The 20605-nt window shown below is 69.2% G+C and carries 28 protein-coding genes and 1 pseudogene; 8 read left to right on the top strand and 21 right to left on the bottom strand.

The genetic code is table 11. The features are described 5' to 3' along the window. Nucleotides 1-450 (top strand): double-CXXCG motif protein (locus K8625_RS40915; protein WP_255666367.1); only part of this gene is annotated, 450 nt, incomplete at its 5' end. Nucleotides 451-540: 90 nt separating this feature from the next. Here K8625_RS40915 and K8625_RS40910 read toward each other — a convergent pair. Then, nucleotides 541-999: a hypothetical protein gene (locus tag K8625_RS40910; protein ID WP_223785757.1), complete on the bottom strand. Its 459-nt coding sequence runs from the start codon at nucleotides 997-999 to the stop codon at nucleotides 541-543. Nucleotides 1000-1330: 331 nt separating this feature from the next. Here K8625_RS40910 and K8625_RS40905 point away from each other — a divergent pair, with 331 nt between their 5' ends. Then, nucleotides 1331-1912 carry a sce7726 family protein gene (locus tag K8625_RS40905; RefSeq protein ID WP_223785756.1) on the top strand — a complete coding sequence of 194 codons (582 nt, stop codon included), beginning with the start codon at nucleotides 1331-1333 and terminating at the stop codon, nucleotides 1910-1912. Here the strand turns inward: K8625_RS40905 and K8625_RS40900 are convergent. Further along, nucleotides 1818-2906, bottom strand: a complete 1089-nt coding sequence (locus K8625_RS40900; protein ID WP_255666374.1) for a beta family protein — start codon at nucleotides 2904-2906, stop codon at nucleotides 1818-1820. The two genes, K8625_RS40905 and K8625_RS40900, sit on opposite strands and share 95 nt — an antisense overlap. 281 nt (nucleotides 2907-3187) lie before the next feature. Between K8625_RS40900 and K8625_RS40895 the strand changes: the two genes are divergently transcribed. Beyond that, the gene (locus K8625_RS40895; RefSeq protein WP_223785755.1) at nucleotides 3188-3496 is read left to right on the top strand and encodes a hypothetical protein; all 309 of its coding nucleotides are present in this window, start codon (nucleotides 3188-3190) and stop codon (nucleotides 3494-3496) included. Between the two features lie 67 nt (nucleotides 3497-3563). Here the strand turns inward: K8625_RS40895 and K8625_RS40890 are convergent, their stop codons facing one another. From K8625_RS40890 to K8625_RS40810, 17 genes are all read right to left on the bottom strand, one after another. Then, the gene (locus K8625_RS40890) at nucleotides 3564-3785 is read right to left on the bottom strand and encodes a hypothetical protein (protein ID WP_223785754.1); all 222 of its coding nucleotides are present in this window, start codon (nucleotides 3783-3785) and stop codon (nucleotides 3564-3566) included. Nucleotides 3786-3866: 81 nt separating this feature from the next. Then, entirely contained in the window at nucleotides 3867-4190 is a 324-nt protein-coding gene (locus tag K8625_RS40885; protein WP_223785753.1) for a hypothetical protein, read from the bottom strand. Then, nucleotides 4187-4747, bottom strand: coding sequence for a hypothetical protein (locus K8625_RS40880; protein WP_223785752.1), 561 nt, complete (start codon nucleotides 4745-4747; stop codon nucleotides 4187-4189). Before K8625_RS40880 ends, K8625_RS40885 begins: the two co-directional genes overlap by 4 nt. 255 nt (nucleotides 4748-5002) lie before the next feature. After that, nucleotides 5003-5287 carry a hypothetical protein gene (locus tag K8625_RS40875; protein WP_223785751.1) on the bottom strand — a complete coding sequence of 95 codons (285 nt, stop codon included), beginning with the start codon at nucleotides 5285-5287 and terminating at the stop codon, nucleotides 5003-5005. Nucleotides 5288-5341: 54 nt separating this feature from the next. Beyond that, entirely contained in the window at nucleotides 5342-5647 is a 306-nt protein-coding gene (locus K8625_RS40870; protein WP_223785750.1) for a hypothetical protein, read from the bottom strand. A 94-nt stretch (nucleotides 5648-5741) separates the two neighbouring features. Beyond that, complete coding sequence (locus K8625_RS40865) at nucleotides 5742-6104, bottom strand: helix-turn-helix transcriptional regulator (protein WP_223785749.1); 363 nt, start codon at nucleotides 6102-6104, stop codon at nucleotides 5742-5744. Next, a complete protein-coding gene (locus tag K8625_RS40860; RefSeq protein ID WP_223785748.1) occupies nucleotides 6101-8122 on the bottom strand; it encodes a hypothetical protein in 2022 nt (673 codons plus the stop codon). The genes K8625_RS40865 and K8625_RS40860 overlap by 4 nt, the downstream gene beginning before the upstream one ends. Before the next feature lie 37 nt (nucleotides 8123-8159). After that, on the bottom strand, nucleotides 8160-8408 hold the full coding sequence (locus K8625_RS40855) for a hypothetical protein (RefSeq protein ID WP_223785747.1): 249 nt from the start codon (nucleotides 8406-8408) through the stop codon (nucleotides 8160-8162). A gap of 69 nt (nucleotides 8409-8477) precedes the next feature. Then, complete coding sequence (locus K8625_RS40850; RefSeq protein ID WP_223785746.1) at nucleotides 8478-10139, bottom strand: amidohydrolase; 1662 nt, start codon at nucleotides 10137-10139, stop codon at nucleotides 8478-8480. 170 nt (nucleotides 10140-10309) lie between these two features. Continuing rightward, a complete protein-coding gene (locus K8625_RS40845; protein WP_223785745.1) occupies nucleotides 10310-11455 on the bottom strand; it encodes a hypothetical protein in 1146 nt (381 codons plus the stop codon). Nucleotides 11456-11487: 32 nt separating this feature from the next. Then, nucleotides 11488-11802 (bottom strand): hypothetical protein, encoded by a 315-nt coding sequence (locus K8625_RS40840; RefSeq protein ID WP_223785744.1) that lies wholly within the window; start codon nucleotides 11800-11802, stop codon nucleotides 11488-11490. Between the two features lie 235 nt (nucleotides 11803-12037). Then, on the bottom strand, nucleotides 12038-13078 hold the full coding sequence (locus K8625_RS40835) for an ATP-binding protein (RefSeq protein ID WP_223785743.1): 1041 nt from the start codon (nucleotides 13076-13078) through the stop codon (nucleotides 12038-12040). Nucleotides 13079-13360: 282 nt separating this feature from the next. After that, on the bottom strand, nucleotides 13361-13717 hold the full coding sequence (locus K8625_RS40830; protein ID WP_223785742.1) for a hypothetical protein: 357 nt from the start codon (nucleotides 13715-13717) through the stop codon (nucleotides 13361-13363). Continuing rightward, nucleotides 13714-14073 (bottom strand): hypothetical protein, encoded by a 360-nt coding sequence (locus K8625_RS40825; protein WP_223785741.1) that lies wholly within the window; start codon nucleotides 14071-14073, stop codon nucleotides 13714-13716. Before K8625_RS40825 ends, K8625_RS40830 begins: the two co-directional genes overlap by 4 nt. After that, nucleotides 14070-14582 (bottom strand): hypothetical protein, encoded by a 513-nt coding sequence (locus K8625_RS40820; RefSeq protein ID WP_223785740.1) that lies wholly within the window; start codon nucleotides 14580-14582, stop codon nucleotides 14070-14072. The genes K8625_RS40825 and K8625_RS40820 overlap by 4 nt, the downstream gene beginning before the upstream one ends. Before the next feature lie 54 nt (nucleotides 14583-14636). Next, nucleotides 14637-14852, bottom strand: coding sequence for a hypothetical protein (locus K8625_RS40815; protein ID WP_223785739.1), 216 nt, complete (start codon nucleotides 14850-14852; stop codon nucleotides 14637-14639). A gap of 46 nt (nucleotides 14853-14898) precedes the next feature. Further along, nucleotides 14899-15054 carry a hypothetical protein gene (locus K8625_RS40810; protein WP_223785738.1) on the bottom strand — a complete coding sequence of 52 codons (156 nt, stop codon included), beginning with the start codon at nucleotides 15052-15054 and terminating at the stop codon, nucleotides 14899-14901. Nucleotides 15055-15344: 290 nt separating this feature from the next. On the opposite strand from K8625_RS40810, the gene K8625_RS40805 reads away from it, so the two are divergent. The 4 genes from K8625_RS40805 (at nucleotide 15345) to K8625_RS40790 (ending at nucleotide 18863) form a co-directional block, all read left to right on the top strand. Continuing rightward, entirely contained in the window at nucleotides 15345-15701 is a 357-nt protein-coding gene (locus K8625_RS40805) for a hypothetical protein (protein ID WP_223785737.1), read from the top strand. Then, the gene (locus K8625_RS40800; protein WP_223785736.1) at nucleotides 15698-16468 is read left to right on the top strand and encodes a hypothetical protein; all 771 of its coding nucleotides are present in this window, start codon (nucleotides 15698-15700) and stop codon (nucleotides 16466-16468) included. Before K8625_RS40805 ends, K8625_RS40800 begins: the two co-directional genes overlap by 4 nt. Nucleotides 16469-17271: 803 nt before the next feature. Next, the gene (locus K8625_RS40795) at nucleotides 17272-17610 is read left to right on the top strand and encodes a helix-turn-helix domain-containing protein (RefSeq protein ID WP_223785735.1); all 339 of its coding nucleotides are present in this window, start codon (nucleotides 17272-17274) and stop codon (nucleotides 17608-17610) included. Beyond that, entirely contained in the window at nucleotides 17607-18863 is a 1257-nt protein-coding gene (locus tag K8625_RS40790; protein ID WP_223785734.1) for a tyrosine-type recombinase/integrase, read from the top strand. Before K8625_RS40795 ends, K8625_RS40790 begins: the two co-directional genes overlap by 4 nt. A gap of 114 nt (nucleotides 18864-18977) precedes the next feature. Here K8625_RS40790 and K8625_RS44030 read toward each other — a convergent pair. After that, nucleotides 18978-19088 (bottom strand): annotated as a pseudogene (locus K8625_RS44030) (magnesium chelatase domain-containing protein); the annotation flags it as partial. 366 nt (nucleotides 19089-19454) lie between these two features. Between K8625_RS44030 and K8625_RS40780 the strand changes: the two are divergent. After that, complete coding sequence (locus K8625_RS40780; RefSeq protein WP_223746459.1) at nucleotides 19455-20027, top strand: hypothetical protein; 573 nt, start codon at nucleotides 19455-19457, stop codon at nucleotides 20025-20027. Here K8625_RS40780 and K8625_RS40775 read toward each other — a convergent pair. Continuing rightward, nucleotides 19928-20551, bottom strand: coding sequence for a DUF2378 family protein (locus tag K8625_RS40775; protein WP_074949874.1), 624 nt, complete (start codon nucleotides 20549-20551; stop codon nucleotides 19928-19930). The genes K8625_RS40780 and K8625_RS40775 overlap by 100 nt on opposite strands. Nucleotides 20552-20605 lie beyond the last annotated feature (54 nt).

Genomic DNA, 20605 nt, shown 5'->3' with positions numbered 1-20605 from the left:
CTGACGGGGAAGGCCAGCGGGAAGTTTCCCCCTGTGTCCATCCACATGCCGTGGATCATCCTCGTCCAGCCGCCCGTCGCTGCTCGGCTTGAGGGGCTCACAGGGGCCATCCCGGTCCCGACGCGGTTCAAGGCACGACCTGGAGTGGCCGAGCTGCTGGAACTGGAGGTTCGACCTGGAGGGGGCGTTCGCGGAGGGAGTGACGGTACGCCTTGCAGGACTTGCGGCCGCGTGGGCGGCGCAGCACTTCCTCCCCTGAACGAGTTGCGTCTGGATGCCGTTCCCTCCGCCGATTTCGCGAGGGTCTGTCCGACCGTGGTGGCGGTGAGTGAGCGCGTCGTCGAGCGGCTGGGAAAGGAACTGGAGGCGTCAGAGATTGTCGCCGTTGACATCACGGGCCCCCGGAGAGGCGCGGGCTCTCAGCCAGCCGGCATCGTCGTGTCGCCGTGATGATCGCCCGAGGCTGCGCGTAGGACACGAGCCTGGGGATGAGCGCATGGGCTGCTTGCTCGCGCCCACGGGAGTTCTCTGCTGGGGGCGCTACCGGAGTTCGTGCGTCGTCGTGACTGGCGCTGTTCCGTCGTCCGGTCCGCGCCAGTAGGGCTGCACCCAGATGAGCCTCCGGTCGCGGCGCTCGGGGCCGTGCGCCTGGCGCTTCCAGTGCCCGGAGACGCGCACGCGAACGACGAGCGGCATCCCGGTGCCCTCGGACTCGGGAGGGCGCTCCACGGGCGGGACGTTGCGGCCGAGGATGATGCGGCGCTGCGGGTCCAGTTCCTTCAGCTTCGCGCGGAGCTTGTCGCGCTTCTCCCCCTTGGGGAGCTTCTCCATGCGCTCGCGGAGCTGCCGTGCTTCGCGGTTGTGCCACACCTCTTCCCGCACGCCCCCGCTGGCTGCGTAGAGGGCGACGTTCATCGCCCAGTTCCAGAGGGCTCGCCAATCGCCGTGGGGGGCTTCGCCCGTCTTCGCCGCGTGCTCGGTGAGGGCGTCCTCCAGCATGCGCCCTTCCGAGAGCGCCGCCGAGAAGAGGTTGAGCGTCCGGGCCCCGTCAGGGCGCCGCGCCTCAACGCAGATGCGCCAGCACCGCCCGGGCTCCGGCCTCTTCGGCTTCGCGGAGGTCAACAACCGCGAGCGGATGGCGGGCGTGGGTGCGCGGTGGACTTTCGGCCTATAGGCACGCGGCCCGCTCTAGCCCAGGGCGGGCCGGTCTATCGGTCGAGTGGCCGGAAGGCGTGGAAGTGAGCAGGCACCCATCCTGTAGTGGGGCCTGAACTTCGTGACCCTTGGGGTTATCGCTCATCCCGGGGTTACTGAACTATGAGGGCTGCGTATGCGCGATATCGATGTCCGCACAGCGCTGCTGCGGGACCTGCGCGCCGCCCATGCCGGTGAGTCCGACACGCTCATCCTGGACGAGCTTGGGCTGGAGCATGGTGATGTTCGCGTGGATGTCGCCGTCATCAACGGCGAGTTGCACGGGTACGAGCTCAAGAGCGAGCGCGACACCCTGGAGCGACTGCCGCGTCAGGTGACGGCGTACAGCGCTGTACTGGACAAGGCGACGCTGGTGGTGGGGCGGAAGCACCTCGAAAAGGCCCTAGCCCTCATTCCGGAGTGGTGGGGCGTGCTGGCTGCGACCACCTGTGAGGACGGTACGGTGGCCGTCGAGGTCCACCGAGCTCCTCGCCTCAATCCGGAGCAGAAGCCGCTCTCCGTCGCGCGGTTGCTCTGGCGTGATGAGGCGCTCCGGCTGTTGGAGGACATCGGGGCCGCTGCCGGAGTTCGCAGCAAGCCCCGACCGGTCCTCTACGAACGCCTCACGGCGTCGCTCCCCCATGACCAGTTGAGGGACCGGGTGCGGCTGGCGCTGAAGTCGAGAACGCGCTGGCGAGCTGACGAACGACGAACGTGAGGTGGTGGTTCGTCCCGACGCGCCGCCATGTCTCCGGGTTGCCGGGCTTCATGCTGCCTGTCGCGCAGCCCGCGATGTACCTGTCGCCCTCGCTGAAGGTCGCCCCCATGAACTCGGGCTGGGCGATGAGCTGCTGGCACAGGCCAATGAACCCCGCGCCGCCGTTCTTCTTGAAGTTGACGCCCTTGAAGATCAACCACTCGGCGGAGGCTGTGTACCGGATGTTCTGGGGCGTCTTGAGGACGCGTGGGTCAATCTCCGCCAGCGTCGTGAAGGAGATGCCGTAGTCGGCGAACGATGGCTTGCGCGTTCCAGGAGCAAGGCGCGAGCAGACGTGACGCCAGAGCAGCCAGTCCACGCGAGACGTCCGTCCGACGGCACCGACGGTGAAGGACCCGAGGGTCTCCGGGAAGGCGCAGCTCGCCAGCGTAAGCGTTCGCCACGCGGTCAGGTTCGGCATCGCTCCGAGGAGAATGGGGACGCTGGCGACGTATGCCTGGACCGAGCCCGAGTCTACGTCCTCCAAGTCGATGAGCACGTCCAGCATGCTAGGGGCGAGCGAGAGCTGGCCGGCCAAGCCCGTCAACAGGGCCGGCAGACCGGGCGAGAAGAAGTGGTCCTTCACGATGCGCAGCATCGCGCCGCGCTGGTCCACAACTGCGGCACCAGCGACGGCCGCGATTGATGCCGGTCCAGCCGTCGAGGTCAGTACGGGGATGAGTTTCAGCCCCTTGCCTCGGGCGAGGTCGAAGAGGCACGTGATGGGGCTTCGGCCAGCAGGGTCGCCCTCGACGGCGTCGCTCAGGTCCGCCGTCTCCACGTCGACGAAGATGGGCCGGTCCGTGCCCCAGTACTTGAACAGGTTGTCGACCGTGGAGACGAGGTGGGCGAACTCCGTCTTCTTCGCCACGTCGTCTTCCCAGTTCCAGTCGACGGGCGGCACCTCAATGACTGGCGTAAGCCCGGCCAGGTCCGCCGCGTAGAGTTCCTTCAGAGCGCTGTACTCGCCGCGCTTTCCCTTCAGAATCGGAACGTAGTGTGTGTGCTTGAACAGGACATCCCCCGTTGTCTGTGGAAGCCATCAAGACAACGCTTTCAAAAGCCCGCTGGCAACTGGGTTCGGTTCTACCCGCTGCGGGTGGACGCCAGCCATTGATGCGACGGTCACGGGCCGCACCGAATTCTCCGCCTTCGACCAAGCGAGGTCGACTTCACAGAATCGGCAGCGTGTGTATCGTGGCCAGGACAGCTCGATGCCCACAAGGAGAGGACTGCATGAGCCACGTGAAGCGCGACTGGGAGAGAGGCGAAGCGATTCGAGATGCCGTCACCGCGATAGCTGCCGATTTGGGGGCTCTTGCGTCCTGCTCTCAATGTGGCGCTGTCTCCGACGTGGATGACGAGATGCGCGAAGAGGTCCGCGCGGAGGCGCTCAAGCAGTTCCACGCAGGGGGGGAGGACTTGCGCGAGGCCGAGGGAGACCAGGAAGTTGTCGACGCCGTCGACTCGGTGATGGCTGACACGGGCGACGAGTGCTCGTGCCAGCCCAGCCTCGCCGGTGACCCCCGCGACGAGGAACCCTGACCCACCAGCCAACGGTCTGCTGGCGAGGTAGCGGCCCGCTCATGAGCACCGGGGCGGGCCTCTCGTCCTACTTCCCGCCGTTGGTTTGCAGCCGCTTCAGTGCCAACAGGTACGCGGGAATCGTCTCCTCTCCAAGCCTGACGCTCGCGAATCGGATTGCTTCAGCCGCCGCTCGGGCAGGGATGAGTTCTTCGTTGACTGCTTCCTTTAGCCGCAGAACAAGCTCCGCATCTGCGATGGCTTCGGCGCGCGCAACTTGAAACGCCTCCAAGTCCTCTTTGACGCCCATGGTGCCCCCGTTGCTGGTGTGGAACCGGCATCAGACCCCATCCGGTCGGTGGCATGGAAGATCCCCCCAAGCGCGCCAGGACTAGAGCGGGTCGCCGAGGGTCCACCGCAGCCCGGGCTCCAGCAGGAGGAGGCGGCGCCGGTCGCCGCGCACGAGACGCAGCCCCTCCTGGTGCGCCATCTCCCCCTCAATCACGGCCTGGATGGGGCAGTGAGCTGTTGCACGGCGCTCCGAGTCGGCGCCGGCGGGCTCGTCGTAGAAGTGCCACTGCTCGCCGTCCCAGTCCAGACGCCCCTGGGGTTTCCCAGAGCCGGGCTGGGGCTCCGCCCACCCCCACGCATCCATCAGCGCGAGGGCGGCCGTGTGCGCCTTCGTGCCAGGGCGGAATCGGTGTCCATCGCTCATCCTTGTGACTGCTCCATCAGCTTGGTGAAGCGTAGCTCGCACGCGAGGTCCACGGCCTTCTGGTGCTCTTGTGCGCCAGCGCGGGCTGCGACAGGGAGGTTCAGCCGCAGCGCCTGGTCGTGCTCGCCGAGGAGGACGGCCAGCGCGATGAGTTCCGTCCTCTGCTGCTCGGCGTAGTCGGCCGCCCAGCCGGAATCGAGGGCGGCGCGGACTTCCTGACGGCGCCGGAGAATCGCTTCCTTCCCCTGCTCCGACAGCCTCCGGAGCCGAGCGGGCCGGCACCAGTCGGCGAATGCGGGGATGCACTCGCCACCGTTGAGAGCTGCCGCTGCGCCCTCGACGTCGAGGCGCGACATCGTCCCGCAGTTTTCGCACTTGAAGGACTGGGGGTTGGCCGGGTTGGGGCTGAAGATGTGCCCGCGCCGCCCTGCCTCCGCCAGTTCACCTTTGACGACCTCGTCCATGCGTACCCCCGTGTTGCTGCGCGGCGTGCGTGCCACGGTGTTGTTTGAAGCCAACGACTGCGGGACCTCATCGATACCAGCATCCTCGCCCATCCCATCGGCCAGCGCTCTCACCCCGGGGTGGTATGGCCTCGGGTGGCGGGCAAGCCGGCACACGCCTGAGGCGCCCGTTTCGCCCTGGTCGGTACATGCGTCCAAGAGGACCCGGAGGGTGCTGGGCCTTGTCCTCCCAGGGACACTCCAGAGCACCGTCGGCGCGGGGGAGGAGCTGCGCGCCGCAGGCCGGACAGCGGTACGTGGTGGGCATGCCCCTGAGACGCGGGCCGCCGCGGATGTTACCTGGGCCGGCTACGCGCGCGCGGAGGGCGGGGCGCTCGGTGGCACCTCCTCCTGGCTGCGGCCCACCAGGTACCCGATGAGCATCAGCGAGCCGACTTCGTTGAGGATGCCCGCGCGGGTGTCCTCGGGCAGCATGGCGCCCACCTCGTCGATGATGGTGCGCGTGTACTCGGCGAGGACGTCGGGCAAGTCGGGCCCGGCCAGTCGGTCCATGAGCGCTGCTACGTCGCGGTCGGTGAGGTGAGGGAGTCGCGCCAGGAACTCGGCGGCGTGGATGGCTCGTGCGTCAGGCATGGGCGTGGAACCTACCCAAGCCCATGCCTCGGGACGACGCACCAGGAGCGTGGGCTACCGCGACCGGCACGCGTTCAGGCTGTCCTTGGCGTCGCGAATCCGGCCCTTGGCGTAGCCGATGTTGTCCTTGAGCACGACGAGGACCTGCGTCAGCGCGTCCCTGACGCTCGAGTACACGCCGGCCTCCGGCGTCGCGAGGCGCTGCACTTCCGTCACCCGCTCCTGGATGAGGCGCAGGTGCTCCGCCTCCTGGATGTACTGCTCCAGTTTGGCTTCGTGCTTTCGGCAGTCAGCGGCCTCGGCGGGGCGCGGCGTGGAAAGGAGAATCGCAACCGCGACCGCAATCATCATCGACTTCATGGCGCACCTCTCGTGATGCAGCGCGAGGGGATTCCCGCGCTGGTGTTGCTCCGGGCGTCGGCCCGGTAGGTCTATGGACTGCGGCGATTCCGGGTCAGCGCCTGGCCCGCCACCTGGGGCTCCCCAACGTGGCGTAGGTGTGCCGCTCGCACGCCCACTGCCAGAGCTGCTGGAGCGCGGCGAACAAGTCGGCAGGGGAGGCGAAGCGACGGCGGCCGCGCTCCAACTCGCCGAGCATGGCGGGCGAGACGCCCCAGCCCGCGGCTATCTCCCGGAGGGACAGGCGCAGCTCGACACGGAGGGCGCGGAACACCTGCCCGTCGCTCTCGCGCTCGCGCCTCGCCTTGGCCTCGGCGAGGGACGCCACCGGGCAGGCACCGACGGATGGCATGGGCGGGCACCGCTCGAGCGCCAGCCGGTACCACCAGTGCGACAGCGGCTGCGGAGCGGATGTCACCGGGCACCTCCCTCGGACTCCCAGGTGGAGAGCGGCTCGATGTGCCCCATGGCCCTGGCGACGTGGATGTCGCGAGCGCTAACCCAGATGTGGCCGGTGGCCAGGTCGAACTTGACGGAGCCGAGGCACCCGGGGACGCGCAGCGTGACGGAGTCCGTGGCGATGAACTCCACCGTCGCGTCCGGCAGTGTCGCGAGTGCCTGCCGACGCGCGGACGCCTCGTGCTCCCGGTGCCGCTGCATGTCCTCGGCCCACGCCTCCTGGCAGGCGACGGAGCACCACGCGTTGTCATCGGTGACGACGGGCTCGGCCAGGACGTCGGCGTTGGCGTCGTCCGCGCACCGCTCGCAGCCCTCGTCGGCCACGGGGTGGTAGCACCACGCGCACTCGTACCACCACCCGGCATCGAGCAGCGCCGACACTGGGACGGGGCCGGGCGCGTGCTCGTCAAACCGAGGCTCGCGGCGGATCTTGACGTGGCGCGGGGCGTCACCGGTGGCGCGCCCCGCGAGCACCCGCGCGCGGCCCTCGCACCTGGCGAACACGACGTGCTCGGCGCCCTCGGTCTCTCCGTCGGTCACCCAGGCCAAGGCGGTAGACGGGCTCACGAGCGTCCCCCCCAGCGCATCGGACAGCGTGGCGATGGCGTCGCCCACGCGCCCAGCGGGCCCGTCGCGCAGCTGGCCCAGCGCCTGCCGGACAGCGTCGACGAGCCGGGGCGACGCGCGGATCTCCGCGGCAGGTGGTGACGGCACCGCGCCCGCAGTCTCCAGCGACAGGGCGCGCATGGACTCGGCCACGTTGGCCTGTTGGCGGAGTCGCATGTGGTCCGCCGCGAGCGATCCGAGAGCGCGGAACGCGTCGACCTGGACGCCCGGCGGCGCGTACTGGATGGCTTGTCTCACAGCCCTAGGGCCGTGGTACCCGCCGTGGGTCGCGCGCTCGGCCTTGAACGCTGGCACCGACGGCGCTGGCTCGGGCCTGCGAGGGCGCGGCGCAGCTGGCGCAGCGGGCCTGGTGTCCACCGGGTTCCGCGCGAGGAGGATAGGAGGGGAGACGCTCGTCCCGCGGACTCCCTTCGCGGCGTCGTAGGCGGCGAGGACGGCTCGGCCCTGCGCCGCAGTGAGCTTGATGGGCATCACCCCGGCGTCCGGCAGGCGGTGGACCTCCTCGTTGAGACGGACCTGCTCGGCCACAGGCCCCACCGCATCCACCAGCGCGGGCGGGGTGGACGCGATGCGCTCGCACTCACCGGTGTCGTGCGCGCAGCACTCGCCGCACGCGGGGTCGGACGGGCGCGCTTCGCCGCTTCGCCGCCCCCAGCAGGTGGCCGGCTTTCCACACACCGAGCACTGCGTCGGGGCGGGCGGTGACTGGGAGGCGCGAGCGCGGATGCGCTGGGCCGTCTCGTCTCCGCGACGCGTCTTCCACCCTGGAGACTCCGCCGCTATCGCAGCCTCCTCCAGTGCCGCGTTGCGCGCGCCCGCGAGCTTCTCCGTCAACTCCTTCACGCGCGCCTCGGCGGCGTGGTTCAGCGCCTGCCGCTCCTCCCACTCCCGCTCCGCACGGGCCACGGCCTTGTCCCGCTCCGCCTCCAGCGTGGTGACGCGCTCGCGGAGGGCTTCCGCTTCGGACTCCGTCGAGTTCCGCTCCGCCAGGCGCTGCTCGGCCAGCCGGCGCAGCGCCCATGCCTCATCGTCGCGTTTCTTCAAGTCCGCGCGCAGGTGGTCCGGCCCCACGTGCTCCGGCGAGCCACCGCGCTCCAGTCCGCTCGCATCCTTCCAGGCGTCCACCTCCGTCCGTGCAGCGTCGCGCTCGGACTCGGCCTTGGCGAGGTCGTCCTCCGAGGTGTTGCCCCGAGCAACGGCGCCCTCGGCGAGGACGAGCAGTGTGTCCTTGCCCATGAGCGGCCGCCCCAGGTAGCCCGCCAGCACGGCCCGGGCCTTGTCCATCTCGGCAGTGAGCGCCGCGATGTGGCCGCAGACGCGCGACTCGGCGTCGGCGCTCAGTGGTTCCATCGCGTCCTCCAGTTCCCGTCTCGTCAGCAGCTTCGCCTCACACGTCACGGCTCGACTCCTTTCGCGGCCAGCCCAACGCGGGGAGCCGCCACTGCTCGGGCGTCGTCGCAGCACCCAGCCAGATGCAGGTGGCGACACCAACGAGTCCAGACCACACCAACAGCGCGCCCTTATCCGCAGCGCTCGGCGTCACCTCGAGCAGCCAGCAGGCGAGTCGCAACGCCAGCACGGACGCCAACGTGCTGCCCCAGCCCACGGCAAAACAGCCCAGCACCTTCGCCAACATGGACACCTCGGGTGCAGCGGAAGAGGCGCGGGCGGCCCGTGCTGCACCGCCCGCGCGTGAGTCAGAGGGCTACGGCGTGGCGGCCTGCACGCTGCCGTTGCTCCACACCGTCGCGCCGTTGACCACCGTGAGGACGGAGGTGATGCCCCCGAGCTCGGGCACCGGAGTGGATCTCGGGTCGCGCGAGAGCACCTGGAAGCTGGCGCGCTTCCCGGGCTCCAGCGTGCCCAGGTCGGTCCATCCGCGCGCCGCTGCGGCGTGCACCGTCCACGCGTCCAGAGCCTCCTGGAGCGTCAGCCCCTGGGCGGGTCGGAAGGGGTGGGCGACCGCGAGTTGAATCTGGAGCCACGTCGACGTCGGCGCAATGAAGTCGTCCGAGGCGAAGGCCAGCCGCACGCCGTTGGTGACCAAGTCTCGGAGCGGCTCGCTCTCCGCGACGACGGCCGGCGCGTACCGGGCGGCGCTGAGCGGCGGCACCGTCAGCAGGTGCGTGGGGTTCTGCACGACGACGACACCGAGGCGCGCCGCGCGGGCCATGTCGGCGGGGCGGAAGTGGTCCCCGTGCTCCAGCGTCACCTGGGGCCAGCGCCCAGACGGCCCGCCGAGGGCTTCCAGCCGGTCCAGGAAGAGCGTCACCGCGCCGTCGCCGAGCGCGTGGGCGAGCAGCCGGCCCTCACCACCGAGCACTCGCATCAGCGCGAGGTCGATGTGGAGCGTCGAGAGGTTGGCGAACCCATGCCACGGCGCCGCCTCCGGGCACGTCTCGGGCGAGACGTACGGCAGGTGCATGAGAGCCTCACACCGGTCCGGCGAGCCGTCGATGAACACCTTGACGTGCGTCTCCCCGCGGTAGGGCTGGCAGTCCTGCGCCGGGTCCGTGAGCAGGCACGCCATCCGCCAGTAGTCCCCGGGCACCTGGGCGTAGACGCCGGCGCCGCGGGCCGGGCTCACCATGAAGGGAATCGCGAGCCCGCGGACCTGCCCAGTCCGCCACGCCGCCTGGGCGTAGCCGGTGGCATGGGCGACTAGGTCGGCGTCGGTGAAGGCCAGCGCCAGGCGCTGGAAGAGCGGCACCTCCGCCAGCTCCTGGACGTAGCCGGTGAGCCGGCCGGTGGAATCCCGGGTGAGCCGGCCGCCGTACGGGTCCGCCTGGCCGTCGCTGAAGCCGGCGAGCGCCAGGGAGGCGGAGTTGACGGCGAGCCCGTGCCCGCCCCAGCTGGCGATGACGACGGGGTGGTTGGGCGCCACGGCGTCGAGTGCGGCGCGTGGGTCCTGGCCGGCGCTGGCCCAGTAGGCCACGGAGACGAGCACCATGATGGGCTGGCCCGCGGGGGCGACCAGCGCCCGCTGTCGCACCAACTCGAGTACCTCGGCCGCGTCCGGGCCGTAGGGGTGCTGCGGGTGCGTCGGGTCGGAGACGTACTCGGGCGAGTTGACGAACCAGGCCGGCGCCCCGAGGGGCTCCGGGTGGATGTGTCCGTCGACGAATCCGCACATCAACGTGCGTCCGCCCAGGTCGACGACGCGCGCGCCGTGGGCCTGCGCCTCCAACGTCCGTCGCGGGCCGGTGCTGGTGATGCGGTCGTCCGTCGTGAGCAGCGCCTCGGCAGGGGGCGCGCCGGGCACGCACGTGTCGATGCGGCCGTTGACGTAGAGGACGCGCTCTGGGTCCGGTGGCTCGGACGGGCATCCGAGGCCAGCGGCGAGCAACAGCGAGAGCAGCTTGTTCATCTGGTGGGTACTCCAGGTGCGAGGGTGACGAGCCCGCCGTCCGAGACACCCTCGGACCGGGCTGGTGCATGTCGAGGTGGGAAGGGGAAAGGGCTGCCGGGGGCGCTCCGGCAGGTGCAGCAGGGGCGCCGCGTCAGCAGTACCGCCGGACGCGGCGGATGGGCGTCACGTCACAGGCGGAACATCGACGTCCAGAGCGAGTCGCACTTCGCGAACAGGGCGGCCACGTGCGGGTCCGGGTTTGCACCTGCGTCGACAGCGGTCGCGCAGTGGCGCTTCCACTTGTCCGCGAAGGCGTTCGTTTCCGAGAGCGAGTCGGACGTCCAGATGCCGCCCCAGCGCGTCCGGTAGTCGTCGTCGCTGACGTTCATGTTTGAGTAGCGGCTGCCCTTCATCGCGCAGCGCTCGGCGCCGCGCCACCGGGCGCACTGGTACACCGGGTCACTCCATGAGGCGGAGCCGGGGATGTTGTTGAGACACTGGACGGTTGCGTCCCAGCACTTGTCCAACGCCTTCCGGGGGAGTCCCTCGACGTCGGACGGCCGCTGCGTTTCCCTGCCGGCGGTGGTCAACTTCGGCGCGGACGCCAGCTTCGCCTGGCGCTGCATGGCCTTGAGCACGTCGGGGGCCGGGGGAGGGGCAACCTCATCGAGGAGGGCGCGGTTGAAGTTCGCCTGGGTGGCGGGCTGGTAGGAGTGCCAGACGGCCCGGTCCACCATGGCGTCAATCACCTGCTGTGCATCGCCTTCCGTCGTCACCGACGCGCACACCTTCTTGCTACGGCGCTCCATGTCCGCGCGGAAGTCACTGTTCTCCTCGCGCGACCGTGCCAACCCAGACGCGTCCTTCGTGCGTGCCTTCTGGAAGATGTAGCAGGACGACATCAGCCGTTCGTAGGCGCACTTCCACTGCTCATCCGTCATCCGTTTCGCGCTCGCCAACGTCTCGGGGTGGAGTCCGTCCGGACTGGTGACGTTGGCGAGGACGAGCCCCTCGCAGGTCTCCCACGCCGTCTTCTCCGCGCTGGCGGGACGGAGGATGCGCACGGCCCAGTCGGGCTTCGGACGTGCCGAGGAGTAGATGGTGGGCACGGTCGAGGCGGGCGGGTAACGCGCGTCGCGAGCGCGACTCACGCTGGGCGGCGGAAGGGCGCCAGGCTGCCCCGGCGGGTTGGTGGCTCCGGGGAGCGGCGGCAGTGCCTGGGAGCCCGGGGGGCGGAGGACGGGCGGGGGACGGACGGCTGGGGTGGGGCCGTCGAAGGCCATGGCCGGCGCGGCGAGCGCCAGGGCAATGAGCAACAGCAGACGCGTGTGCATGGATGTCTTTCGGGGAGTGAGAGGGGAGGGGACTACGGCTGCGAGGAGTCGGCCGACGCCTCGGAGCTCGAGGCCGAGGACGCGGCGGCAGGGGCGCTCACGGCCGGCGCCTCGGGCGTGCAGGCCATGACGGTGGCGGGCGCCACCGTAGTGCTGTGCGCGCAGACGTACTGGCAGAGGCTCGCGTCGCCGACCGCGCTGAGCCGGCCCAGGCACGCGGTGCAGGCCACGTTCGCGTCCTCGAGTTCGTCCTGGAGCGCCGAGCAGCGACGCTCCTGGAGGGTGGCGCATCCGGTGGTGACGGAGAGCAGCGACAGCGAGAGCAGCGACAGGCGGAACAGCTTCATGTGGGAACCTCTGGGCATGCGAGTGGGGAGCCCGCCGTCCGAGACATTCGGACCGGGTTGGTGTGCGTGCTGGTTGTCGTTGTGAGAGATGCGACGTCTGGTGTTACGGGGCTGCGGAGCTACAGAGAGGTGCGCGCCAGCCGGACACGGGGGCAGTTGAACCGGCTGGCGCACGAGGCACGCGAACTGCGCGCCGATGAAAGGCCCCGCCCGTCCTGGCGCGGGGTGACGACGGTCAGTCCTGGCCGGGCTCGCGCTGCTGCGCGGACTGCGCGGGCTTCGGCGGGGGCACGATGCCCAGCCGTCTGCACGTCGCCTTCAGCTTCTCGCCACACTTCTTGCGGAGGTCATCTCGCTTCAGCGTCTTCGCAACCTCCGACAGAGAGCGGACCTCGGCCTCGGTGGTGACGATATCGGCCTCGGTGCAGATGCCTTCGGCCTTCCACTCATCCTCGTCGGGCGCCGGGGTATCAGGCCCGTGCAGTCCATTCCGCGCGGCCTGGGCAGGCTCACTCGCGGGTTGGGCCTGCTCAGACGGACGGGCAGGGCGAGCGACGGGCGAGCCCTCCCCCGACCTCGATTCGGATGGCACCTGGGTGGCGGTGGTGGTCGCAGTCTCGGTGGCTGCTCCGTCCGTGAGCCATGCGCCGAGCGTCTCGCCAAGCGGCTCGCCGGGCTCGATGATGACTGCCTTCTGGAGCGTCGGGCAGCGCGTCTTGGTGACGACCAACTCGGCGCCGTCCATGTCCGCGACCACGTCAAACTCGTACTCCAGTCCGTCCCTCTGGACGGGGGCGAGTCCGATTTTTCGGGGCGTCTTCTTTCCGTTGACCTCCTCAACGACGTACTCGGTCTTCACCCGCATCGTCACGATGAGGTGCATCGGCGCACGGATGAGCGCGTCGACCATCGCGTTGTGCTCCGGCGTGACGCTGCGCCATGCGTCGAAGCTGTTCTTGGACTTCGACTGCTTCGCCACCTGGTCGACCATCTCCAGTGCCCCGCCCCGCCCCATCCACGCGTGAGAGAGGCTGTCGATGATGAGGCAGTCGTACTTCTCTCGCGCCGCGTCAGCGATGAGCGCGATGAAATCGCGAGGGCTGAACCGCGTCATCGGTTGCGTGTCGAACTCGAACCTGTCCGCGTACTTGCTAGCGCTCTCGTTCTCGGTGTCGCCCACCGCGATTCGGCCAGTGGGCCCAACCAGCCCGCGCGCGATGCGAAGGGCCGTGTACGTTTTCCCTGAGCCACTCGGTCCGATGAGCGCGAGCCGCAACCTCGCGCGCTTCTTCGTGGCCTTCTGAAACCCCGCCATGCCGTACTCCTCTCCCGTTGGCCCGCGCGCAGAGCACCGGGCAATTCGTTGTGTCAGCCAATTCCTGGCGCGGCCTTGAGTCGCCGCGTCGTGCCACTTCCACCGGTGCCACCTGTGTCGCCCGGGGTGGCCGTGCCGCCTGTAGCAGAGCGCCCACGGGTACTCGGGGTGAGCGTCTGTGTATGCCGTGCAGGTGCCCATGAAACCTCCGAGCACCAGTAGTCTTGCATGAACCTCTGACGTCTACTCCGCGCGCGGCGCTGGGAGGGCCCGCGCCAGCGCCTGTCGCTCCAGGGCGAATCGCTCCTCGCGCTCCAACTCCGCGCGCAGGTACACCTCCTCAACCGCGAGCTGCGCGCGACGGAGGCGCAGCGCCGTCAGCGTCCCGTGGCAGTCTCGCCACGTCTGCCGGGCAGCCGGTGTCGACTCCGGAGTGAGCGTCGACAGCGCGCGCTCCGCCAGGGGAAGCGCCGCCTCCACCTCGGCCGTCTCCCGCGTGAGCGTGGCCACCTGCTCCGCAAGGGCCACCGGGTCCGTCTCCTTGCGGACGTACGAGGCGAGCCCGAGGAGGGCGGCGGCGGTGTCGGCCATGCACGTCATGACTCAAGCTCCTGGGCGAGCGCGGCGCGGTCCCTGGCGTCGACCTCGGCCGAGATGGTGGCGACGGCAGCCCGGATGCGCGCGACACCGCGCTCACCCGCGACGGCGCGCACAGCGGACATCTCGTGGTGCTCGTACGTCCGCGCCGCCTTGGCCATGGCCCTGACGAGGTCGACGTCCGAGAGGTTGCGCACGCGGAGCCAAGCCCACACCGTGGCGGCCTCCGCCGTGAGGGCCACGGTGCCGTCCGGCAACACAATCTCCCGGGCGTACGACGGCGGCGTGGTCGGCCGGTACGACAGTCCCTGCGCGGCCAGGGTGTCCTTGAGGGACAGTTCCTCCGGGGCGGGCTTCATCGCGACACCTCGCGGCCGAGCGGACGGTGCGTGCGGTACCAGCGACGCCACGCCGGGTACGCAAGGCGCCACGCGACGCCCAACGCGCCCATCCACCCGAAGGCCAGCGAGAGGCCCGCCAGCCCCAGCCAGGGCAGCAGCGTCCGGAGCTGCGCCGCGCGCGGGGAGCACTCGACGCGCACCGGCTCACGCCCCTCGGCCGCCGCCTTCTCCGCCTCGCGGGTGCCGATGGAATCGAGCTCGGCGCCGACGAGGAGCGCCACGACCGACACCGTCAGCCCCGCCACCTGCCCGAGCGCCTCCGTCACCGTGCCCGCGCCGAGGGTGTCGCGGTGCTGCGCCACCACCGCAGTCAGCAGCGCCGCACCGTACAGCGAGCGCTCCACCATCCACGTCCGCACGCCAGCCCGCGACGCGCGGGACTCCAGCGCGAGGAGCGCCCGTCGAGCCCAGGGGGCCGGGTCCTGCCGTTCATCGACCACAAGGCACAGCTCCGCCATCAGGCTCACGTGAGCCTCCGTCAGAAGTGAAAGAGTTTGACCGGGCGTTGCGCCCGAGGTTGCTCAGTGCTCCCGGACGTACGCCCGGAACTCGGCCAGCGCAGTGCGCACCGGCGTCTCGGCGCCGCCGTCCCCACGCACGAGGAGGAAGCAGGTCACGCCGACGTCATCCACGTCGGAGTGCAGCTCATCGCCAGGGACGGCCGTGAGGTGCGCCGCGAGCCCGCCGACGTTCGCCCGTAGCAGTGGGAAGGCCCGAGTGAAGGTGTAGGTCGTCATGGCTTGGAGGGCTAGGGCCCCGGTTTGTCACCGGGGCCCCGGAGGGCTAGGCCCTCGCCTCGGGCTCATCCAAGGCGCCGTTGGGGTCGAGGACGCTCATCAGCTCATCCAGGTCCGCCGCCTCCTTGTTGAGGGCGTCCGCTTCCGCGTCCGTTCCTCCCTCCTCGATGTACCGGTTCATCCGGTGTACGAGGTCCTTCATCCGCTTCCGAATCTCGCCCACAGTCACCGCTCTGTCCGTCGCCATCTTGCTGCCCCCGTGTCGTGCTCCGTTGCGTCCTGCCCTGCTCGACGTCCTCGGCACCCGTGTGCCTCGCGCCCGCCCGGCCCCGCTCCCCCTCCCGGGGGCCCCGTCCGTCCGTCGATGGAGAGAACAGTAGCGACTCGGTAATACCGAGTCAAGCATATGTGGATGTGTGGCGATTGTGGTATTACGGTGTCGTTGGCGATGTGGGTCTTGGCACACCGCCTGCGGGCGGGCTAGGAGGCACCTTGAGGAAGAGAACTGGGAGGGCTGCCGTGATACCGGGGAAGAAAACGCCCAAGCCCGCTGGGCCGAAGAAGCGGGTCGTGACGTTCAAGCCGGATGCGGACGTCGCGGATTACATCGACGCGATGGTTGCCTCCGGCACCAGGCAGACGGATGTCATAGAGGATTCCATCCGCATCGTCCGGGACCTTGCGGCGACGCTGGGTGTCGAGGGCTGGGCGGAGTTGGTCAAGCGCGCGACCGTGCGGGAGGTGACTGAGGGCGTCATCGCCGGCGAGCTCGTGGCGCCTGCTCTGGAGGTGGACCGGATGACAGGGCACGAGCCGAAGCCTGGGGCGAAGAAGGGCAGGGGCACGTGAAGGCCCGCCCCTACCACTTCGGACCGCGCCTCCGGGCGGGCCTGGCGAGGCTGGTCAACCGCCTGCATCTGACACGCAATCGGGTGTCGGGCTACCCGGCCGTCCTCGTGCGCGAGCCCACCGAGGGCGCGTGCCAGGTGCTCGTCACCGCCTATCCGGACTGTGCCGTCGCGGAGCACCGTGCTGGTCGGCCGGACCTCGTCCCTGGTGTCCTCGACGTGGTCGCGGCGGCGTTCGAGGCCGCCCTGGACGACAAGTTGGGCAGGGCCCACCTCGAGTCTGGCCGGCGTACTGTCGCGCGCCCTGTGGTCTCCGTGACGGTGTTGCCGGCGCCGCGGGCGGCGTCGCCCCGGTGGATCCCCCACGCCGTGGCCGCCGCAGCACTGACGGCCCTGGTGTGGCCGCGAGCTGTGGACCACATCGCACCGGGCATCGGCGGCTCGGCCCGCGTGGAGTATGTGGTCCCCGATGCGAGCAGCGGCGAGTCCTATCTAACGGACCTCGTCGAGTTCGGTCGTCCTCTTCAGATGGGAGGGAAGAAAATCTGTGCGGCCGTGCCGAAGCAGCCACTCCCGGGGCAGGACGTGCCGCCCTGCCGTTCACCGGCACGGCCTCTCCGCGGCGGGTGCTGGGTCGAAATCACCGATAAGCCATCGCCGTGCTGTCCCGAGAACACGGCCGAACACAACGGCTCTTGCTACATGGGGTTGAAGGGCGGGGTGCAGATGAAGCTGCCCGACTCCATCCTCCTCAAGAGGGCGCCGTGATGGAGTCCCAGGGCGATGCCGGTGGCGCGAGCGCGTGGCCGGCAGCGGATTCACGGGGGCCGCCCGTGACGCCGCGAGCAGCTCGCCGCCGTACTCGCGAGCGGCGCCCTGTCGTCTTGGTGGCCACCTCGCGCGACGGCGCCATGTGCTGCCGCCGCGCGCAGCCGGTGGCCTGCGATTGCATTCGCGCGTACGAGTGCCCGCTGCACGGCGAGACGCACGCCGCGCACGCGGACGAGCAGTAAGCGGACTTGACAGGGCCCGCGTCGCGGGCTCATCTTGTCCGCGACGAACCCTCGCTGAGTTTTCCGGTCAGCAGCGAGCGACACGACAACTTCTAGAGCGGGAGGTCTGGCGGCTTCGGCCTGTCCAGCCACCGCTCCGGCGCCCGACGACGGCTCTGACCGGACGTCGTCGCGGCTCCGTCTTCTTGAGGTGGCTCGTGCACGTCCGCCAGGGACAGACCGATGTGACGACACTGGATGTATCAGTGTCTCATTTCGTGTCAGGAGTCTCGGAGGACGGACTGACGCGCCGCCCAATCGCAGACAGTCGGGAAGTCATGCGGGACGGCGAAAGCTCGGACACCCCGAGTGCGTGCGCGCGCGTCAAGCAATTTCCACAACCCCGGTTGATTGCGGGGTGGATGACTGGTATTGGCTTACTTGCGTGGTTGCCGCGAGGCGCGTCTGTGTTTCAGGCGTGGGCCGGGGGTGAGCGAGCGGCGACCACTTCTCTGGACAGGCGGCCCCCTGTCCCGACGTCGGCACAAATACTGCTTGGACGTACAGTGGGGGTTGGTCATGGTCAACTGTGACGACGGTGGCGCGAAGTCGGGACACCTCTCGGTCGTCAGGGGTTCGGTGTCCGCGGACGATGACGCGCGCGCATGGACGGTCGCTGATGTCTGTGCCTTTCTGAGTGTCGGCAAAACGTGGGTCTACGATAGGTGCGCCGAGAATCTCCCAGGCGGACTGCCGTTCAAACGCATTGGCTCACGCCTGCGGTTCGACAGTGTCGAGGTCCGTGCGTGGTGGAGGAGCCAGGGGCCAGAGGGGCAGGCTCAACTCTCCGCTGCGCTGCGCGAGCGTCGCGCCCCGCGTGATGCACGTGCGCGGTCGCGGAAGGAGCGGGAGCAGTGACGCGCGCCTACTTCCGCGTCAAGCGTGGTGTCTCCGCGTCCGCACGCAAGCACGCGCCAGAGAACGGCACGTGGTGGGTCGATTATCGGGATGCGGCAGGGCGGCGGAAGCAGGTCCGCACCACCGCTCTCCGACAGGCCGAGGCTGAGCGTCTCGCGCACGAACTGGCCGCTGTCGCCGACCGGCAGCGCAAGGGACTTGCCGTTGAGGGCCCTCCGCCCATCACCTTCGGGGAGGTGGCAAAGCGCTACCGGCTCTCTGTGCGGCATCTCGCTTCCTTCAAGGACATCGACGCGCAACTCCGGTTGCACATTGAGCCCCGGTTGGGGCGGAAGCTCATGCAGGAGATTACGCCGGCTGACGTTGACGCGTGCATCGCATCACGTCGTGACACGCTCTCACCTGCCTCGCTGCATGGACTTAAGGTGCGCATTGGCGCGGTGTTCCGGTGGGCGATCCGCAAGGGGAAGATCTTCCGTGGCGAGAACCCGACCCATGATGCAACTCGCGTTGAGGTGCCAGAGCGGGTTCCTCGATTCCTCACCCTAGAGCAGCTTGAGCAGTTCTTCGGGTCGGCTGGATACGACCGTGGCCTGTACTTGTTCGCGGTGCTCACCGGGCTGCGGAAGGGCGAGGTCGCTGGGTTGAGGTGGGACGGGCTCGACATCGAGAGAGCAGTCATCACCGTGCGCAACAGCTATGACTTGCCGCGTACGAAGGGCCGGAAGGACCGGCTGATTCCCATCCACCCAGCCTTGCTGCCGGAACTGCGGCGGATGAAAGCGGTGGCGAAGAGTCCGTGGGTGTTCCCCTCGCCGGATGGGTCCATGCGAAACGAAGAGTGGGACGCCGCGGAGAACTTCCGGGTCGCGCTCGTGCGCGCGAACCTCGTTGTTGGGTATTCCTACCGGTGCGTGACGCGAGGCAAGCGCCGCTCGTGCGGCTATGAGGACCGTCGCTCGACAAAGGCGCCGGCGCGCTGCCCGTCATGCGGCATGAAGCTGTGGGTGATGGGGGTCCCCATCCCGCTGACGTTCAAGGACCTGCGGTCGACGTTCGCGACTCACCTGGCCGAACACGGCGACCTGCGTCTCGTGCAGCGCCTGCTCGGACATGCCCGCATCGAGACGACGGACAAGTCCTATGCAGCGGCGCGCCTTGAGTGGTTGCGACGGGGGGTAGCGCAACTTCAGCTTGTGCGGGACAAGGATGGGACGCCAGACGTCCACAATCCCAAGTTGGCAGCGAACTGAGCAGCAAAAGAGGTGTAAAATGGGGCACTTGAAGGAGCGGTCGATGCGGTCGGTGAACAAGGCGCCGGCGGAGCGCAGGTCCGCCGGTGCCAGATTCACCGTGACGCGCTTCTGTGGCAGCTCGAAGCCGGTGTTCTTCAGCGCGGAGACCACGCGCACCTTCGACTCGCGCACCGCGCCTTCCGGCAGTCCCACCACGTTGAAGTAGGGGAGGCCGAGCGCCATGTCGACCTCGCACTCCACCACCACCGCGTCGATGCCCATCAACGCCCCCGACCGCACCCTCGCCAGCATCCGTCCCCCTCCCGCATCGCCCGGCTCCGCGTGGAGCAACCCGCGTACCGCCAGCCCTCCGAGGAGAATCCCGTGGAGAGCCAATCCCCTGGGGCGGATGCCTGTCCCATCCCCAGGAACACCAGGGTTCCACACTCACTGGATAAGTGAAGGGGCCTCTAGCCAGGGCGGGTGCGCCTTGGGTAGCTTGACGGGGAGTTGGGGAACGCAGGGGGAATGACGCAAATGGGGTCGCAGGAGATTCAGCGGCGTCGTCCGGTCCGTATCCGCCGGGCAGACATGAAGCGGGGTCAGCGGATGAAGGTCGCCTTCGCGATGTTCCGCTTCTGCCTCTACGGCATGGTGGGCATCAGCTCGGAGATCTTCTTCTACAACCTGGTGCGCGTATCCCGGGACGTGCCCGTCCTCGGCTCGCTCTTCCAGTTCCAGTGGCGGGTGGATGACCGCCTGGGGCTCAACGCCATCTGGGACACCCCCGCCGTCACCGCCTACGGGCAGTGTTCGCTGTGGATGTTCTTCATCTACGCCATCGCCTGCTTCTTCTTCGTGGAGCCCGTCTTCCGCTGGATGCTCTACCAGCACGCCAGCCTCCGGGCCGCCGTCTATGGCGTGGGCATCCTGCTGTTCGAGGGCTTCAGCGGCCTGGTCCTGGAGCGGCTCACCGGCTACCGCATCTGGTACTACGGCGACGCGGGCGCCATCATGGGGCAGATGACTTCGCTCTACATCCTGCCCATCTGGATGGTGACCGGCCTCATCGCCGAGTTCATCTACAGGGAACTGATGGACCCGGACCTCATGGCTGCCTTGGAGTCGCCGCTGCCGGCCACGCCCGAGGAGACCGAGGCTTCCTTCCAGCTGATGCGATAGGTGCAGGCGTGGCCGTCGTAGCCTGACGGCTCCACGCGCACCTCCTGGGCGCCGGCCACTCGCAGGCCGGCGTGGATGATGCCCGCCGTGAAGTCCGGGTAGTCGCCCACCTCGTTCATCCACAGCTCGAACTGGGTGGGCGTGAGCTCCACCAGCTTCGACTCGGTGTAGTTGTTGCCCGCCCGGAAGTTCTGCGTGGCCCGCATCAGCGTCCGGCGAGGCCCCAGCACCCGCAGCAGCGACAGCACCGCGCGGCCGAGCATCGTCTCGCGGAAGCCCTCGATATAAGCCTCACCGAGCTTCCAGGTCCCCTGGGCGACGGCCTCCTGGGGGAACAGCTCCTCCGCGGCGATGCGCAGGAACGCCATCCAGGACGTGAAGGAGTAGGCGGGACGCAGCTTCTGGTCCACGTCGAGCCCCGCCTGCTTCAGGCGCTGCTTGCAGGCAGGCGTCAGCCGCCCGTGCAGCGCGCGCAGGAAGAGGGCTTCGATGGTCTGTTCAAAGACGAGAAGCTCGTCGGCCATGAGGAGTGGACTCTAGCCGACGAGCTTCTGATTGTGAACCGCGACTCCAACCCG

This window comes from Myxococcus sp. AS-1-15 (genome assembly GCF_020037055.1).
Lineage (GTDB): Bacteria > Myxococcota > Myxococcia > Myxococcales > Myxococcaceae > Myxococcus > Myxococcus fulvus.
Note: the sequence above shows the minus strand (reverse complement) of the source record. Positions and strands in the feature narration are given on the sequence as shown.